Source organism: Vibrio sp. SCSIO 43136 (assembly GCF_023716565.1).
GTDB lineage: Bacteria > Pseudomonadota > Gammaproteobacteria > Enterobacterales > Vibrionaceae > Vibrio.
The window spans coordinates 1059044-1075847 of the sequence record NZ_CP071849.1 but is presented as its reverse complement, the minus strand read 5'-3'; the positions used below and the strand labels follow the sequence as shown (position 1 = coordinate 1075847).

11 protein-coding genes are annotated in these 16804 nt (G+C 44.6%); 8 read left to right on the top strand and 3 right to left on the bottom strand.

Annotation, left to right across the window (positions count from 1 at the left end):
- Positions 1–212: 212 nt before the first annotated feature.
- The 5 genes from J4N39_RS19775 (at position 213) to J4N39_RS19755 (ending at position 12849) form a co-directional block, all read left to right on the top strand.
- Positions 213–9140, top strand: a complete 8928-nt coding sequence (locus tag J4N39_RS19775; protein WP_252024110.1) for a CHAT domain-containing protein — start codon at positions 213–215, stop codon at positions 9138–9140.
- 50 nt (positions 9141–9190) lie between these two features.
- Positions 9191–9832, top strand: a complete 642-nt coding sequence (locus J4N39_RS19770) for a hypothetical protein (protein ID WP_252024108.1) — start codon at positions 9191–9193, stop codon at positions 9830–9832.
- Between the two features lie 19 nt (positions 9833–9851).
- Complete coding sequence (locus J4N39_RS19765) at positions 9852–11063, top strand: PPC domain-containing protein (protein ID WP_252024106.1); 1212 nt, start codon at positions 9852–9854, stop codon at positions 11061–11063.
- 75 nt (positions 11064–11138) lie between these two features.
- Positions 11139–11558: a BLUF domain-containing protein gene (locus J4N39_RS19760; RefSeq protein ID WP_252024104.1), complete on the top strand. Its 420-nt coding sequence runs from the start codon at positions 11139–11141 to the stop codon at positions 11556–11558.
- A gap of 235 nt (positions 11559–11793) precedes the next feature.
- The gene (locus J4N39_RS19755; protein WP_252026855.1) at positions 11794–12849 is read left to right on the top strand and encodes an NADH:flavin oxidoreductase; all 1056 of its coding nucleotides are present in this window, start codon (positions 11794–11796) and stop codon (positions 12847–12849) included.
- A 58-nt stretch (positions 12850–12907) separates the two neighbouring features.
- On the opposite strand, the gene J4N39_RS19750 is transcribed toward J4N39_RS19755, so the two are convergent.
- Positions 12908–13306: a YkgJ family cysteine cluster protein gene (locus tag J4N39_RS19750; RefSeq protein ID WP_252024102.1), complete on the bottom strand. Its 399-nt coding sequence runs from the start codon at positions 13304–13306 to the stop codon at positions 12908–12910.
- 115 nt (positions 13307–13421) lie between these two features.
- Here J4N39_RS19750 and J4N39_RS19745 point away from each other — a divergent pair, with 115 nt between their 5' ends.
- Together J4N39_RS19745 and J4N39_RS19740 are read left to right on the top strand one after the other, a co-directional pair.
- Positions 13422–14039, top strand: coding sequence for a class I SAM-dependent methyltransferase (locus J4N39_RS19745; protein WP_252024099.1), 618 nt, complete (start codon positions 13422–13424; stop codon positions 14037–14039).
- 3 nt (positions 14040–14042) lie between these two features.
- The gene (locus tag J4N39_RS19740; RefSeq protein WP_252024098.1) at positions 14043–14384 is read left to right on the top strand and encodes a DOPA 4,5-dioxygenase family protein; all 342 of its coding nucleotides are present in this window, start codon (positions 14043–14045) and stop codon (positions 14382–14384) included.
- Between the two features lie 50 nt (positions 14385–14434).
- On the opposite strand, the gene J4N39_RS19735 is transcribed toward J4N39_RS19740, so the two are convergent.
- Positions 14435–15244 carry a phosphate ABC transporter substrate-binding protein gene (locus J4N39_RS19735; RefSeq protein WP_252024097.1) on the bottom strand — a complete coding sequence of 270 codons (810 nt, stop codon included), beginning with the start codon at positions 15242–15244 and terminating at the stop codon, positions 14435–14437.
- A gap of 193 nt (positions 15245–15437) precedes the next feature.
- Between J4N39_RS19735 and J4N39_RS19730 the strand changes: the two genes are divergently transcribed.
- Entirely contained in the window at positions 15438–15797 is a 360-nt protein-coding gene (locus tag J4N39_RS19730; RefSeq protein ID WP_252024096.1) for a DUF3024 domain-containing protein, read from the top strand.
- A 66-nt stretch (positions 15798–15863) separates the two neighbouring features.
- On the opposite strand, the gene J4N39_RS19725 is transcribed toward J4N39_RS19730, so the two are convergent.
- Entirely contained in the window at positions 15864–16688 is an 825-nt protein-coding gene (locus J4N39_RS19725) for a helix-turn-helix transcriptional regulator (RefSeq protein WP_252024095.1), read from the bottom strand.
- Between the last annotated feature and the right edge of the window lie 116 nt (positions 16689–16804).

Here is a 16804-nt window from a genome sequence, read left to right as displayed (position 1 = left end):
CGCAGCTCCGTTGTGGCCTCAAATGAATTTCCTTGATACTTCCACTTTTTATTCCATTAAGCGCTGTCAGTTTAGATCGATCTCTCATTCTTCATTAACAACTGATAATTCACTACTTGTTGTTAGTAATTGAGTTAACCATATTGCAACCTTGTTGTTACAATTGTTTTCTAGGGAAAACAAAAATGATAGTCAGTAAGGTTAGTTAAAGTATGTTTGATTGGCTCAGATCTTTACTCAGTGGGCTAGTGTTTGTGCTGTTGTCATTGACATCGGTGCAGGCACAATGGCTTGATGATCTTTATTATGGGGATGTTGAAAGCGCAGAGAAGGCCGTATTGGCTGGCGCAGATGTCAATGCCTACGATTCTCAAAGCGAAACCTACCCAATATTTATCGCCCTATACTCCAACAACACTGATGCGCTTGAAATGCTTCATTACCATGGGGCTCGTCTCGTTCAAGAAGATGACTACGGCCGAACAGTGATGCTAGCGGCGCTCGAAAAGGGCGATTTGCTCGCAGCGAGAGTACTGCAAAAAATGGGAGCTCCGCTTGAACCAAGTGCTTCGACGGGGGCTACTCCTTTTCACTATGGTGTACTGTCAGGTCGGGCAGATATCGTAGAGTGGTTGATCTCAGAGGAAATGGACGTCAATCAGGCGGCCAATAATGGCTGGAACGTAATCGATAGTATCTTCGCCTTAGAATATGACGAGGTTGATCTGGATGTCGGTGAATTACTGCACTTAGCTGGTCTATCTGCAAAGACACGCTCGCAAGATGGCTACTCATTGTTAGATTGGGCGCTTGATTATCAAAACGATGATCTGGCTTTAAAACTCATGGTTCAGGGATATTCTCCTTTTGAGGTGGTTGAAGGGCTTTCTCAAATAGATTGGGCACTCATGAGCGAGCCGAAAGTTGCCAATGCAATTCTAGAGCTTCTACTTGAGGAACTTCAAAACCCAAACACCACTGAGAACCCAGAGTATTTACGTTTTCAGATCCTTCGTTACAGCGCAAGGTTGAATCGCCCCGATTTATTTGAACAACAATTTTCCACTTTGTTTGTTGAAATTCATGATGCTTTTGAAACCACATTGCTGCAAATAGCAACCGCTTACGGTTCAGAAAAAATCATGGGCAAACTTATCGAAAACAACGCCAGTATTGAGGCGGAGTCACAACAACTTGCATCAAGTCTGATGTTAGCTTTTGAAGATCCAGAACTCACCGATAGTTTTGCCCATATGGTGATAAAAGCGCAGCGTAAGGAAAACTTCCTCCCATTAGCAACCGCAGCGATTGAATACGATCAGCCGAAAATATTCTATCAAGCACTGCCGCTTCTAGACGCAGAGCAGGTAAATAGCCTAGATCTAGATATCTTTTATTACGAAGAAGAAAAGCTTGGCGAGTGGGTGAGTAGCGCACTTGCCCAACCTGATAAACAGCAAGCGCTGTCGTTATTACTGCCTTATTTCTCAGATATTGAAGATGACCGCCTGTTTATCGATGTGCTTGGGCATGTGGATTTTTCAGTGCTAAACGCATCACAGCACAATGATCTATTGTCTCGTCTGCTATTTGTCGAAGCAGAAGGCTACACTGAAAAGGAGCTAACGATTTATCAAGCCAGTGTAGATGCACTGACAAAAGATCTAGGACAAAAGCTTAGCGTTGATGAAATCGAATCTTTGGTTGAGAACCTACTCTACAGTGCTAACTATCCCGTAATCATTGAGCTGCTCAAAAGTTATCAGCCAGAAAACGCCGATGAATGGTTGGTAACACTATTAGAAGAAAAACCGACCGAATCACAACAAGCTGTTTATGACCAGCTAGCTAACCAGTTGGTTGAAATAGGGGCTCAGCTAGTGTCTTCGGACCCTGACCAAATCAGCCCAATAGTCATGGGGTTAGGTTATGTATCAGAGACGACCTGGCAAAGTTGGGCAACGGAGGTTGATTTCAACCAATTATCTGAGAAGGAAAGTGCTTCTCTGATCAGAGTGGCGATAGAAAAAGAGAGCCAAGCGGTATCTGCACTCGTTGAGGCTCAAAATCTCAAGTATCAGTCGAGCTGGAACGCTTTGCTTTGGCGTGCGGTTGAAAAACAGCAATATGCCTTTGCTTATCAGCTTTGGAGTCAGGGGGCTTACAACGAAACTCTAGACAGTTTTGGTCTCCCTTTTGTCACCCATATCTATCAAACGCCTAGCGATGTAGCGTTTGAACAGTGGGTGGAAGCTAGTCCGGTTGCATTAGAGCGATTGGTCTTTGCAAAAGATTACCAAGAAAAAAGTTTGCTTTCACACTTGCTCGAAAAAGAGGACACAGCATCTTTTCAGATGTTAATTGATAAAGGTTTAAAGCTAAGTGCCGCAGTTGTGGCAGAGATAGCCACGTCCTCGTCGGCATCGATGGCTTTAGAGTACTTGCCAAAACTTGCTGCAGAAGACAGACCTGTTTTACTGCAAAAAGCAGTCACAGCCAATAACCTTGAATTAGTCACTGCGCTATTAAAGCAAGGCGTCGATCCTCACTTTAAGAATGAGCAGCGACGAGACGCTTTTGACCTAGCGGCAGACCAAGGACATACGCAGATAATGGCCGTGCTTGATCAGCACTTTAAGCTTCCGCAAGCGCAATGGGTATCTAATGAACTGTATGATGATCCGCTTATCAGATACTGGTCATGGCTGAATAATTTTGGTGAACCTCAAAAGCTTATCAATAGCATTGAGAGCAATTTGCTTTCGGGCAAACCGCATCCGTTTGCAAGGTATGTGTGGTTGGAAGTTCACGAAAACCATCGATTGTTACCTGAAAAGATTGAACAAGTGGACAGTCAATTGGCCACCGCTATGGGAGATAGTTTTGAAGCTGAGTTTTTGGCAACGCATGGAAAACTTGCCCAAGCGGCACAAGCCTACAAGAGCATTACTCCTAGCTTGCAAGATCTATGGCTAATCAATGCTGTCGCTCGTTATTACATTGATCATCGCCGTTTAGAAGAGGGGTGGCAGATTTTAGAGCAAGGCTTATTGCTCGCACCAAATTTCTGGCAATTGAGTTGGAACTATTATGATAGTGACTGGGCAGCCAGTGAAGTATTTAGTGAGCGACTCAAGGCACTACTTGCAAATGAGCAACTACAAAATACCTTAGTTGCGGAGATGGGCGCTCAGGTATTAGCCGATAAAGCGGTTAATGAGGTTAATCTAAGAGTATTAAAGCACAAGTGGCTGGATGAGACTTACGATAGCCGATTAGCAACGTCACTCGGTTATTTTTATGCTGGACGCAGTTTCCATCAGCAGGCGCTTGAACACTTCCAGTTAGGGGTGAGTAGTTTCCCTTTCTATTCCAATATCGGTCAGGTCCATAAGCGACTTGCGGTGTTAGGACGTGATGAGCAACTTGAGGGCAGCACGGCGTTAAGAGCCCGTTGGTATAATAATGATTTCGATGCTTGGGATTTAAGAGCGAAACGATATGCGGCAACCGCTTATCGTCAAAGTGGTGATAAAGGACGTGCCTACGATATCTACGAAGCGTTAGATGCACCAGATTCCGTATTACTCGCACTCAATAAGGCCATTCTGTTTAAAGCGGATGACCATCATACCAAGGTAGTGAGAACGCTTGACCCGTTCCTAACTTCTGGTGAACTGGGAGATTATGAGTGGCGCATCTACATCCAAAGCCTGTCGAGCATCGGAGAAACCTCGTTGGCAATAAAAGCACTTCAAATAGCACTTGAGGAGCAAGAGCACCCGACGGTATGGACCTATTTGGAAGGAATTAAACTCTACAAAAAAGCAGATATGCCACAGCAGGCGAGTAAATTGCTAGAGACCGCAATGGGGTTGTTTCCCAACCATGTTTCGTTGGCACAAGAGTATGCCAACGAGCTGATCCGTAATCATCAAGCGGACAAAGCGGTAGAGCATTTGGAGCAACTTGCGAAACTTTATCCGACCAACAATACACTTCTTAAATCCTTGTATAACGCTGTAAAGGCGCAGCAAAACGCTTCTGCTGCACAACGTTACCTATTTGAGTTGGGCAAACAACAGTTGTGGAATAATACCCTGTGGGAATTGGTTGCCGAAAAGGCATCGGATAAATCTAACGTTTGGCTCGCTCAACTAGAGATAGAACCGTCAAATTTCAACGCCAACCTTAATATGCTTGAAATCGCTGCGTTTGATGATGATTATCGAGCTGCATGGGACTGGTTAGACAAAGCCGCACTAGGAGTCAAAAGCCCATCGGAGAAAAATGACTGGGTTTGGAATAAGACGTGGTTGCTAACTCGTCAAGCTCAGCGCTACAAGTTGCCTAGTGAGGAGCTGCAAAAGCACCTTGAAGACTGGCATAGCTATCGAGATGGGTTTGGTTATCTATCCACTTACTATCGAAGTGCTGCCGATATCTATTATGCAATGGATGATTTTGCCAATGCCGCTAAACAAATCCAAAACTACAGCGATATAAATCCAGACAACACTAATGTATTGCAGATATTGGTACAAAACTATCGAGACCATTTGCCAAACACTGCCGCCTATCGCTATGGCTACGAGATGATTAGGCGCGACCCTTACAATGGGGACAAAGTGAATGCGCTGGCCAGTGACGCTTTATATTGGGGCACGGGTACCGCTGCGATTGCATTGAAACTGCTTAATGATGCGAGAAGTCGTGGTGTGGTTGTCAGTAAGAAGCTTGAGCAAAAAGCGCTAAGTGATCTCGGAGATCACTTGGCAGGCTTCCTGAGCTACCGCTATGACAGCGCCATCTCATCTTCACTCCGATACGTTGGTTGGTTTGACTCGATGCGTAAAGAAGCCTTGGCTGGTGAAGGAAATATCGTTCGTCAGCGTGACAATAATGGCCTTGCTGAAGTGGAGATCGTACTTCCCAATGGCGAGGTCTACATACAGCGAGACGATCCTATTATCGGTAAGCCAGTTTACATGAGCCGTGGTGCTTCATTCTTGGAAATCGGTTATGACCTGCGAGGTAATTTAGCATCGATCAATAATGCCAATGGGGACTCTGTCGAGTTAAATTACGACCTCAATAACAGTATTACCTCGATGAAGACGCCAACTACCGAGATGCTGTTTCGTTACAATGCGCTTAACAAACCAGTAGAGATCACCTTAGTCGGTATGGGCACATTGCGAGTGGAATACGATGAGGAAGGGGAGATCACCCGCACATTCAGTGAAGAAGGGCATAAGATGGCGCTTCGTATCACGCAAAGTTTCCAATCTTTACTTTCACTGGCAAAAAGCACACAAACAGCTCGCCAAGAATTCAAACTGCCTAAGCTCGACTATCGCGATGACAAGATAGAGGTGTTAGAGTCTCGCCACCAAGATGCGTTATACGCAGATGGCCCAGAGCGACATCAAGCCATCCTAGACACGGGGGTTGAGCTTGCTAGCCATTTGGCCACAAACCTTGGCAACTACTCGTCGGACTTGATTGCAATGAGCTTTGATATGTACCAAAGCTATCATGCCGACCCACAATGGCGTGCACAGGTGGCTCAGTTCGTAAAATTCTGGATGGAAACTCAAAATAAAACTCGACCATTGGGTCTGGTGGAAGAAGAGTTGTCAACGGCGCAAAGTATGCGTTTATGGTTGAGCCAGAATCAGCAAGATGAGTCAGTGCAAAGTGTTATCGAACAGACTAGCCATCTCGCCTTTAGAGAGATCCAAGAGCAAAGTTGGCGACACAACAGCATCGTCTCCAATACTGGCTACTGGTATCGCAATGCGTTACCAAAGATAGAAGGGCTAAAACTAGATGGCTCCAAAATCTCATCGGTTTTAGCACTGGATAATGGTGACGTGTGGGTTGGGACCGAAGATGGGTTGATGCTCAAACGTAACAACTTCTGGAGCTGGTTTAATTATGACGGTGTATCTCGCAAATTAGTGAGAAGTGGTGACAAACCCGATACCGCATTGCGGATGAATGTGCGAAATATCGTGCAAGCAGACAGTGGCGCAGTCTACCTAGCGACCCAAGGCGGCTTGTTTGTGGTGGATACGCAAGATAATGTCGTGCGTTGGAACGGCCTCGAAGATGACTTAGCATCAGAAAACGTTGCCTATGTTGAGAGTTACCAAGACCATGTTTGGTTGGCTGTAGGGCAGCAACTACTGGAGATTGATGAAACTAACCGAACTACGGCAGTAAAGGCTGACCTTACATACGGCGTTGACCAATTTAAACGTCTTGATGATCAGCACTGGGTCATTTTGTCGGGAGAAAACCTACATCTTGTGAATGCCAAAGGCGAGTCGAGTCAGATTGCCTCAGGTGTCCAATATTTCATGTGGCATGCCTATGAAGGAACGCTGTGGTGGTGGGATGGAAAGATACTCCAATCTCGCTATTTTGACTACGGTGTGTTTGACGATGCTCAGGTTATCGCAGACGCCAGTACTATGCCGATGAGTCAACGTATGGTTGGGTTTACTGAGCTCTATCTTCCTGAGTTGGGCTACGTACCAGCCGTACTCAGCGATACAGGTTTAGGCATTTGGCACAAACAGCGATTCCACCTAATTGAACTTCCTTATGAAGAAATGCGTGGTGGCTTAAGTGTTGGGCCGCTTGCGGCTGCAAGCAGCTCTAGGGGTGACTGGACGATTTTGACGCAAGAAGGTGTATATGATTTCGCACCGAGCCGAAGCAGTCGTTTTGAGGGACTGGGTAAAACGTCCGATTTGCTTTATATCAAAGAGTTTGGAGCCACGTTTGCCGCAACTGGTGGTGATATTATGGCCTTCTTCGAAGATGAGAGTGAAGTAGAGCCAATTCGCTTTAGTGGTGTGAATGCTCGCATATTGCGCCGCAACTCCAACGGGGACTTGATTACACACGATGGTCGTACCGTGGTAAAAATTGCTGTCGGGACTTCCGATACAGTGGAACTGTTTAAAGCAACCAGTGATCATGAAAATAGACCCATCGAAGATATTTTCGTCGATACCGATGACTCGATTTGGGTTGTGGCGGGTGCAGATCTGTTTCACTGGAAACAGGGTGAGTTAGAGCACTTTAACTATTACATTGATCCTAAACGTTTCCCTTCTCGCAGTAATATGCTGGCGAAAGTGTTTAGAGATCTTCAAGGTGACTTATATGTTGTTGCCTCTAATGAAGGTCATTTGGATCATCAAGGGGTGTACTTAACTGGTGGTCTACTGAGGTTGGGTGAACTTGGTTTTGAGCGTGTGAAGCGAAGTGAAAAGCCGAATTGGTTTGCGCTAGGCTATACACCGATTTCAGAAGATAAAGCGATAGTCTCAACCGGTGGTAGCTTCCTGCTGGATAATAACGGCAAGTGGCGATCTTATCGAACCATGGGGGATAAGAGTTATCAAGAAATGAGCGACCGCAGTCAAATGCTGTTCTTAGGTCGTGAGGGAGTCAAGCTCGGCGAAGATGATGCTTGGCTATTCCCATCGGCGGCCGGGGTTGTGATGTATCAATCCTCTGGCTGGCTCTACCCAGACAGGCTTAATCAGTTGTTAATCAAAGACCAGTCGTTTGGTCAATACGGTGCACGTGTCGTGCATTCGGTCAGTGTTGACGGTCGCGGGCGAGTCTTTGTCGCAACCGATCTGGGTGTAACCTTGTACAACGCTGGTGGACTTGCTTCTCTGCTAAGTGACCACAACATGGGCACACAAGCGTTTCTGGCGACCAATACCGAGATTCAAAATGAAATCTCGACGCTATTTCTGGACAACATTCCAAAAAACTCGGAACAGGGCAAGCTGATAGCTAAATACCGTTCTGTAGAGGATGATCTAGAACGATTAGAAGCTGAGCTTGAATCTCAGAGTGCAAGAGAGAATACAGGTTTCACCGAGCCAAGTGCGGATGATAAACCGAGTAAAACTTCAAAGCAGTTGCAAAAAGAGTTGAAGCGTAAAGAGCGTACCAGGCAGAGATTGCTGGCTAATCTTGAGCGAGACCACACGGCCTTGTATCAAATGTTGCGTGTCGATCCTCGTGAAATTAGCGCATTAAATGACAAACTCACCAGTGATCAAGTGTTGGTTCAATTCATCCCAACGCCAGACAAACTGCTTACTCAAGTTGTAAGCAAGGAAGGCGCTAATGTGTTTGAAGTGTCAGTCAACCAAACTGAACTTAGCAGTCATATCGCCAATGTAAGCTATGGCCTTCGTAAACAAGCGCTCAAGTTACATGTCGACATCGAAGGCGCTCCGTTTGAACAGGTTAGGGGCTTTATCAAATCTGGACCGAGTGGTAGTAAAGAAGAGATGATGCAAAGTCTTACCTGGTTGTATGATAAGTTGCTTCGCCCAATTGAGGGCCATTTAGACGGCAAAAAAGAAGTCTACATCACGCCAGCCGGTACGCTTAACTATGTACCATTTGCAGCACTCATTCGAAATAGCGAGCCAAGTCTAGAATATGCCATCGAGCGTTATCCGCTGGGTATTTTGCCATCACTCTATCACTTCAACCTGATTGCTGGTGGCGAAGAGTCATTGAATGAAATGGCGCTATTCGTCTCGGATCCCGATGGATCTCTACCGGGGGCAAGGCAAGAAGTTGAAGCGATTGAAAACATCTACTCAGATGATTCAGTGGTACTTGAAGGCGAAGAAGCCTCGATAGAAGAGCTAGAAAATCATGCGCTTGATAGTCAAGTGATCCATTTTGCTACCCACGGCATACTGGATTCAGAAGACCCTGCAGATAGCTTCCTACTGATGGCTGATAATCAACGCTTAGGGGTAATTGATATCTCTATGATGGACCTTCAAGAAACAGATCTTGTCGTCTTGTCAGCATGTGAGTCTGGAATAGGAGTAAAAGGATTGGAATATGCCTCAATGGCGCGTGCATTTGCCCACGCTAAGGTTCCAACCGTTGTGGCGAGTTACTGGCAAGTCAATGATGCTGCAACCTCTGAACTGATGCGTATTTTCTACAATGAGCTTAAAAGACCAAACCAAAACACGTTTACTGCGCTGGCGAATGCGCAACGTGCCATGATTGCGAAACAGGGCGACCTTTCCGATCCAGCAGCATGGTCGAGCTTTGCGGTATTTGGTAAACCTTAACAAGCAACAGCGTTAAATTGAATTGGCGCAAAACTAACAAGGACTAGTGAATGTACGACATATCGTTTTTGCATACTGGGCAAATCCATGTTGATAACTTTGAGCGCATTATTAAGGAGATAGCGCCCGAGGTTATCACTCATCATCATGTCGATGAATCGCTTTTGATCTATGCGCAACGTCATGGCATGGATGAAGAGCTGAGCTCAAGAATCACGACAGTGTTGGACTCCTTGAGTGAGAAAAGTCGCTTAATAGTGGTGACTTGCTCTTCCATAGGTCAGGTGGCAGAGCAGTTGGACGGACTAAATGGATGTATTATTCAGCGAATTGACCGTGCAATGGCAGATAAAGCCGCTCAATTAGGTGGAAAAATATTGGTGCTCGCGGCCGTAGAAAGTACTTTGCAGCCCACTTTGGAACTTCTTGAAAGCTCTATGGAGCGAATCGAAGCCATCAGCGATATTAACTTTCATTGCGTGAAAGACGCATGGCCGCATTTTGTCGATGGTGATTTAGAACAGTATCACCTCAAGATAAAAGATGGGATCGAAGCGAACAGCTTAGGTTTTGATGTCGTGGTCTTAGCGCAAGCGTCAATGGCGGGTGTTTGCCAGTCAATTTCATCTTCAATGCCGATACTCAGTAGCCCAAGATTAGGCGTTGAGCGTGCAGTAAAAGCGTTAGTGTAATGATAACAAGGAAAGATATATGAGATATACATGGATGATGCTAGCACTTATGCTGCCAGCAGCGGGTCATGCATGCAGCGATTATGATTGGGATAAGGCTAACGATCTTCAACTTAAAGCGTACGACCAGAATAACTACGTCGCTAAGAATCTCCAGATCGCAAGATATTATGAAGCTGAAACTCCAGAGCAGTTAAAAAACTTATATCAGCAGAGAAAAATATTGCTAGAAAAGTACCAAGCGGCCAAGCGTAATTTCAAGGACGCAAAGGATATGTGGAACGAGCTTTTCTACGATTGTGATGGTAAAGACTCTACGACGGCTAAAAAAGTGAGAGACAAAATAAAGGAACGTATCGAAATACTTGAAGGTGTAGAGGTTGTTGTAAAGAGGCCTGAAGATGGACTGAAGGAGGCTTTGGCTAAGGTGGGTGCCATCGAGTTCGCTAAACAACTACATGGAGCGTCCTTTGATGTCACGCAAAGACAAAATGATGATGCCTACCCAATTTCTGCCGCTGCGAGTCATCGCCAATTCGAATATTTCGACTATTTGTTATCAATTGGAGCAGACATTAATGTTCCGAGCATGAAGTTTTATCCAGCCCCAATAATTTCAGTTATTGCAAATCAAGATTTAGCTCGCTTTAACCAGATTATCGATAAGGTTGAAAACTTTGACTCTCACACAAATGTGCTCGGTGAGACAGGCAATGCAATCGACGAGGCTTTAGAAAAGTTCCATGTTTATGAAAGTGGCGTCAGTTATGTTGGCGATGATCAAGAAGAGTCAAACATGTTCTACATGCTCAATGTACTATATCGCAAAAACCTGTCACCAGTTTCGCAGGAAGGGCAGGCCAAACTTGCTTTACTTGTTGAAACTCACTCTCTCGATAAAGAGGGAAATGATTCGATGGAGACAGCGGTTAAGGTTAGACGAAAAGCTCACTCATTAGCTAACTATATCGATGGTAGCCAAGATGTAGATTATTACCGAATCGATTTAAAAAAAGAGTCTGAGATTCTTTTCTCAATTAATCGCAGCGTTGAACGAGGTAATGAGATGTTGATGGAAGTGTTAAACAGCTCGGGCAATGTTCTTGGTACAACGGAGCGAGCGCTTGGCTATAGCGAGCTTACTGGCACGATCAGCGCTGGGACTTATTACGTTAGAGTAAGAGGAGAGGGTATGGGCTCGGGCCTCTACTCTTTATCTGTCGAGTACTAATTGAGCTATCTGGCAAACTTTTCAACTTGGATTATATTTTAAGAACAATACCAACAACCAAATGGCTAGTTAATTATGTTCTTATCACGCTTAATCTATGTGAGTACCGTTACCGAAGAGTTTGCCCATTCTACGTTAGATGACATCCTTCTTGTGGCAAGAGAAAATAACAGTGAAGCACATGTAACGGGAATGCTCTGTTTTAACCGTAAGTATTTTTTACAGTGCCTCGAAGGCTCTCGTGATGCCGTTAACAATATCTATAACAAAATTGCTCAAGATAGACGTCATACCGATATCACCATATTGAGCTTTGAAGACATCAGCGAGCGTGAGTTTGTTGACTGGTCGATGGGTTACATTCCAACGTCTAGCCTGACTGTACCTATCAACATGAAGTATTCCGGACAAACTGAATTTGAACCTTACCAAATGTCAGCCAAGTCTGCCTATCAAATGCTTGTTCACCTCAAGTCGGAGTTGCCATCGGTGTAAGCTTGTTTGTGTGTCGTATTAACCACAGGTTTATTAATCTAGGTTAAGAATTAGCGGGTATTGGCTTGCTAGAATCCGTCTCACAAGCTAAGAACAGCGCAAGAATGACTAAGGAACAGTCGTCACGTTATCGTGCGGCTGTTTTTTTATTTTTGCCTATAAAGAAGAGAGCAACACATTGAGCATTTTGTTTGAACCGTCTCGTATCGGAAAACTAGAACTGAAAAATCGATTCATGCGAGCCGCTACCTGGGAAAATATGGCGACAGAAGATGGCCATATGACAGATAAGTTATATGCTATTTACCAAGAACTTGCTGAGGGTGAAGTGGGTTTAATTGTGACAGGTTATGCCAATATTGTTGAAGAAGAAAAACCCAATGCAGGAATGATGGGCATCTACAATGACTCATTTATCCCAGAGTATCAGAAGTTGACTCAGCAGGTTCATGAGAAGGGTTCAAAAATCGTTATGCAGCTCGCTTATGGCGGGACCAAAACCACTTACAACCTTGGCGAACGTATTATTTTTGCACCAAGTGACGTGCCTGAAAAGGGAACTCAAACACTCGGTAAAGCCATGACTAAGCAGGAGATCGACTATATTGTGGATGCTTTTGCTCAAGCGGCATTGAGAGCAAAGCAATCTGGTTTTGATGGCGTGGAAATCCACGCGGCGCATACTTATTTGATCAATCAGTTTTTGAGCCCTTATTACAATCGTCGTGACGATGAATATGGTGGTTGCCTGGAGAACCGTATGCGTTTTCTATTGGAAATTATCGATGCGACAAGGAAGTTGGCTGGCGAAGATTTTCCACTGATGGTGAAACTGACCGCAACAGAGTTCTTCGAAGGCGGCCAAAGTTTTGAGGACACACGCCAAATTTGTAAGACGTTAGAGTCGGTTGGTGTCGATGCGATTGTGGTATCGGGCAATATCCACGGTAAAGCGGATACCATGGTGGGCGAGGTGCATGATGGTTTGGCAATTGAATCAGAGGGCTACTTCCACCAATACGGTGGTGTGATCAGTCAAGAAGTGAATATCCCAGTGATAACAGTTGGCGGGCTCACTGATTTTGAGGCAATTGAAGCACTTGCTACCAGAACCAAAATTCAATACTTTGCGCTTTCTCGTCCACTGCTCTCTGAGCCGAAATTGGTCAAGCGCTGGAAAGAAGGTGACCGTACCCCAGTAGAGTGTGAACGCTGTTCTAAATGCCGAACCAAGCGTGGCAATTTTTGTATTGTTAATAAAGAGCGTAAAGCGCTTTTATCAGCTGTCTGAACCGTTTATTACTGGTTCTCTTCAATAATGCGCCATAGGTTTATGCCTGCGGCGCATTTTAGTAACTCGCAGGTCTGCTACCACACATCAGCTCATCTAGCTTCTTTTGAGCACGTTTAGGGTTAGACAAATCGACGGCTTCAATCATTTCACACCCATCTCGAACCATTTCATCAATGAGGCTAGGGTAGTGGCGACAATCTTCGGGTCTATCTAAGTAGATATCACAGGTATATTTATCTTTATCCGAAGGGTGGTTTTTGGCTGCGAGACGCAAAAAAGGGCAAAAATTGAGTCTTTTGCCGGTTGCAGGGTCGAACCATATTTCACCATTTCTGACGTACTCAAAAATATCTGGGTTAAATAGCTCCCAAAGCTCTATTTCTTGCTCAGTTGCCGCTATCGCACCATCACCATATTTGATGCAGCACTTGCCGCATTGGTTACAATTTTTCATATCTACCGCCTGCGTTCGAGACCTTAATAGTATCATTTGTCACAGTGTTCTGGGCAGAGAACAGAAATGATGTACACTCGTGTAAGACAGCACCACTTTAATTCAAGGATATAGCGTGAAACCGGAAGAGATTGGACGAGCATACAATAGCATTACGCACCTTTGGGAGTCTGACGAGTTTAACTTGAGCAATGGTATTGAGCAGCACAAGAAAGCACTACAGTTTACCAGTACCAAAGGAAAAGCATTAGATATTGGTTGCGGGTGCACTGGCCGATTTATTCAACTGCTGTTAGATCAGGGATTTGTACCTACAGGGTTGGATGTTTCAACAGAAATGTTGTCAATCGCACAAGGCAAACACCCAAACGTTGAATTCATTTATGGGGATATCTGCCAGCTAGAACTCAATGAAAGCTACGATTTTATCACTGCATGGGACAGCATTTGGCATATTCCATTAGACATGCAGCGCCCTGTAATGACTAAGATTGTGGATGCGCTAGCGCCAAATGGTGTATTCATTTTCTCGTTTGGTGGCGTTGAGGAAGCAGGCTTTCATACTGACGATTTCATGGGGCCCGAAGTCTATTATTCTTCACTTGGCACATCAGGTTTTGTGCAGCTATTCATTGAGCTTGGTTGTGAAATAAAGCATCTAGAGTTTGACCAATATCCTCAGGTGCATACTTATCTCATCGTTCAAAAACGAGCACTTTCAAGCAAGGATTAATGTATGCCTCAAAGACCAGTAAACCAGCATTCGCTGTACCATGCTCATGTCTATTTTGACCAAAGCAGTTTGAATTTTGCGACCCAGTTATGTGAGCAGGTTGGTCAACGGTTTGGTTTGCCACTGGGCACGATCAACCAAAGACCAGTTGGACCACATACCGTATGGAGCTGCCAAATTCTATTTAAAGCGCAAGACTTTGAACGGTTAGTTCCTTGGCTTGATGACAATCGTGGTGACCTAACAGTGTTTATCCATGGAGTCACTGGCGATGACCTCAAAGATCATACTGAATATGCCTATTGGCTGGGGGAGGAAGTTGCATTAGATTTAAGTGGGTTCTAGAGCGGGAAACAAGGAAAGAAAAAGGCGAACCTAAGTTCGCCCCATCAGTATTATTTCAGCGGAGTATAACCGTAATCTTCGATTAGGGTTTGACCGTCGCTAGACACTAGGTAGTCTACAAAAGACTGACCATCTTCAGTAATCTTATCTTCGTTGTATAGCACCAAGAATGGACGGGCAAGTTCATACTTGTTATTGGTGATATTTTTAGAGGTAGCTTCTACGTTGTTAAAAGTAATCGGTTTAACAGAGCTGTCTACCGAACCGAGTGAAACAAAACCAATTGCATGTGGGTTATGGTTGACGATGGTTTTCACCATACTGTTGCTGTTTACGACCAAGTTTTCAGGACTGATGTCAGAAACCATACGACCGTTAATCACTTTGGTTAGGCCAAGCAAGCTTTCAAAGCTGTAGCGTGAGCCTGATGAGCTTTCGCGAGTGACAACAGCGATCTTGGTATCTTTACCACCCACTTCTTTCCAGTTGGTGATTTTACCTTGATAGATTTTGGTTAATTGCTCGCGAGAAAGGTCCTTCACGTCGTTAGACTTGTTAACAACAACCGCAAGGCCGTCATAGGCGATAGGGGTTACGTGTAGCTTCTCGTTGAACTCACCTTCAGTTAAATAACGTGAGCTCATACCTATTTCAGTAACACCTTTGTTCACCATGGTGATACCTGCAGTAGAACCGATGCCCTGCACAGCGATATAGGTTTCTGGGTGTGTTTTGTTGTACTGTTCAGCAAGCACGTCCATCACACGGCCCACTGATGTAGAACCAGAAATGCTGACTTCTTTGGCTTGAATGCCAAATGCCATAACAGAAAGAAGAGCAGCGGCTGCAACTCGTAACATAGTAAACTCCATCTAGGTATTAAGTTGAAGCTTATAATATGTCGCAATGATTACACTTTTGTTGCAGAAATAGGTTTTAATCATTACTCACTACACATCACACACAGATTTGTTTTGACAGGCTAGAATTGATCTTAATATTCCCGCCTTAGTTGATGAGGTGTTGGTATCAAAATCAGGGAAGGTAAGCGATATGGTTGTTACTGAACTAGTACACCAGAGACTAGAAAAACTGGCGCATAAGCTTTGTGAGCGCAGGAACCAGAGTGTTCCCGTTGAGCATGGTAAAGCCTACTGCGAGATGATTGAGTCTGGCGTGGTATTTACCAAAGAGTTCTTCTTACTCGATTCAAGCAAGCCCAATTATTCCAGTCAGGTGGCAAAGATAGAGTTTGAACCTAACGATCAGTGTTGGCACCTTTACATTGCTCGTCGCGATCAATCAGGTTTCCAAAAAGTGTGGTCGGCACACCCGTCTCTGGCACAAGAAAGCGAGTTCGACCCCTTGCTCGAAGTTGTTGAACACGATAAAGAAGACTTTATTTGGTATTAGGTCAACACACCCGAATATCAATATTTTACTGGCAGTAATAAAAAACTCCCGAAAGGGAGTTTTTTATTAAGCATGATGTGGTCGAAGCTCTTCTCGATTCCAATTAATTTTGGAGCGGAACTCTTTAGGGGTGATCCCTTGAACACTTTTGAACGCAGTACTAAAGTGCGCAGCGCTTTTAAACCCACTTTGGAAGGCGATCTCACAGATAGACTCATGAGAAGCACGCAGTTGGTTGGCAGCATAGTTGATGCGTTTTTCTTTAAGAAGATTTGAGAAGGATAGACCTTCCGCAGATAAGCGTCGTTTAAGAGTCGCCGGGGACATACCAAGGCTGCGAGAAACACCTTCTAGTGATATCTCTCCGCGGATGTGTTTTTCGATGTACTGAATTACCTTTTGACTCACTTTAAGTTCAAAAGAGTTATGGATCAGACGACGAAGGTTAGGGTAGGTACCCAACATTTCACTCACCAACGCTTTAGCCATTAATTCTGCCGACTCTGTTGGATGGTTGTCTTCTAAAAAAGTGACGAGAAGATCTAAAGTCGAGTTGGCTAGGTAGTTGGTATGATCGAAGCTTGCGAACACGTTTTCACTTTCGCCAAACACATACTCTTGATTACCTGCGGTTAAGCCAGCCAATAGGGCTGGTTCAATATGGATACCGACAGCGTTAAATTCCTCTTCGCTTGACGTTTTCACATCAGCCAGTGTTGCCGTGTCGAGTAGAGTAAACTCGCCTTCATTTAACTCACCTTTTAGCCCATCAGGAAACTCGAATGATGCACTACCTGCTTGGACATAAAAAATGACAGGATTGGACGTGTGGTACTTGTCGCGAGCTCTTGGGTAAAACTGCGAAAATTTCTGAAGGGATATATTTACCATAATACTGCTCTACTCTATCGGGAACATCTTTTATTAATTATTTCTAACTTAGGCGTTAAATCAAGCGAATTGAAACGAATTGTGAACGGATGTGGCCGGAATGACAAGTAAAGATT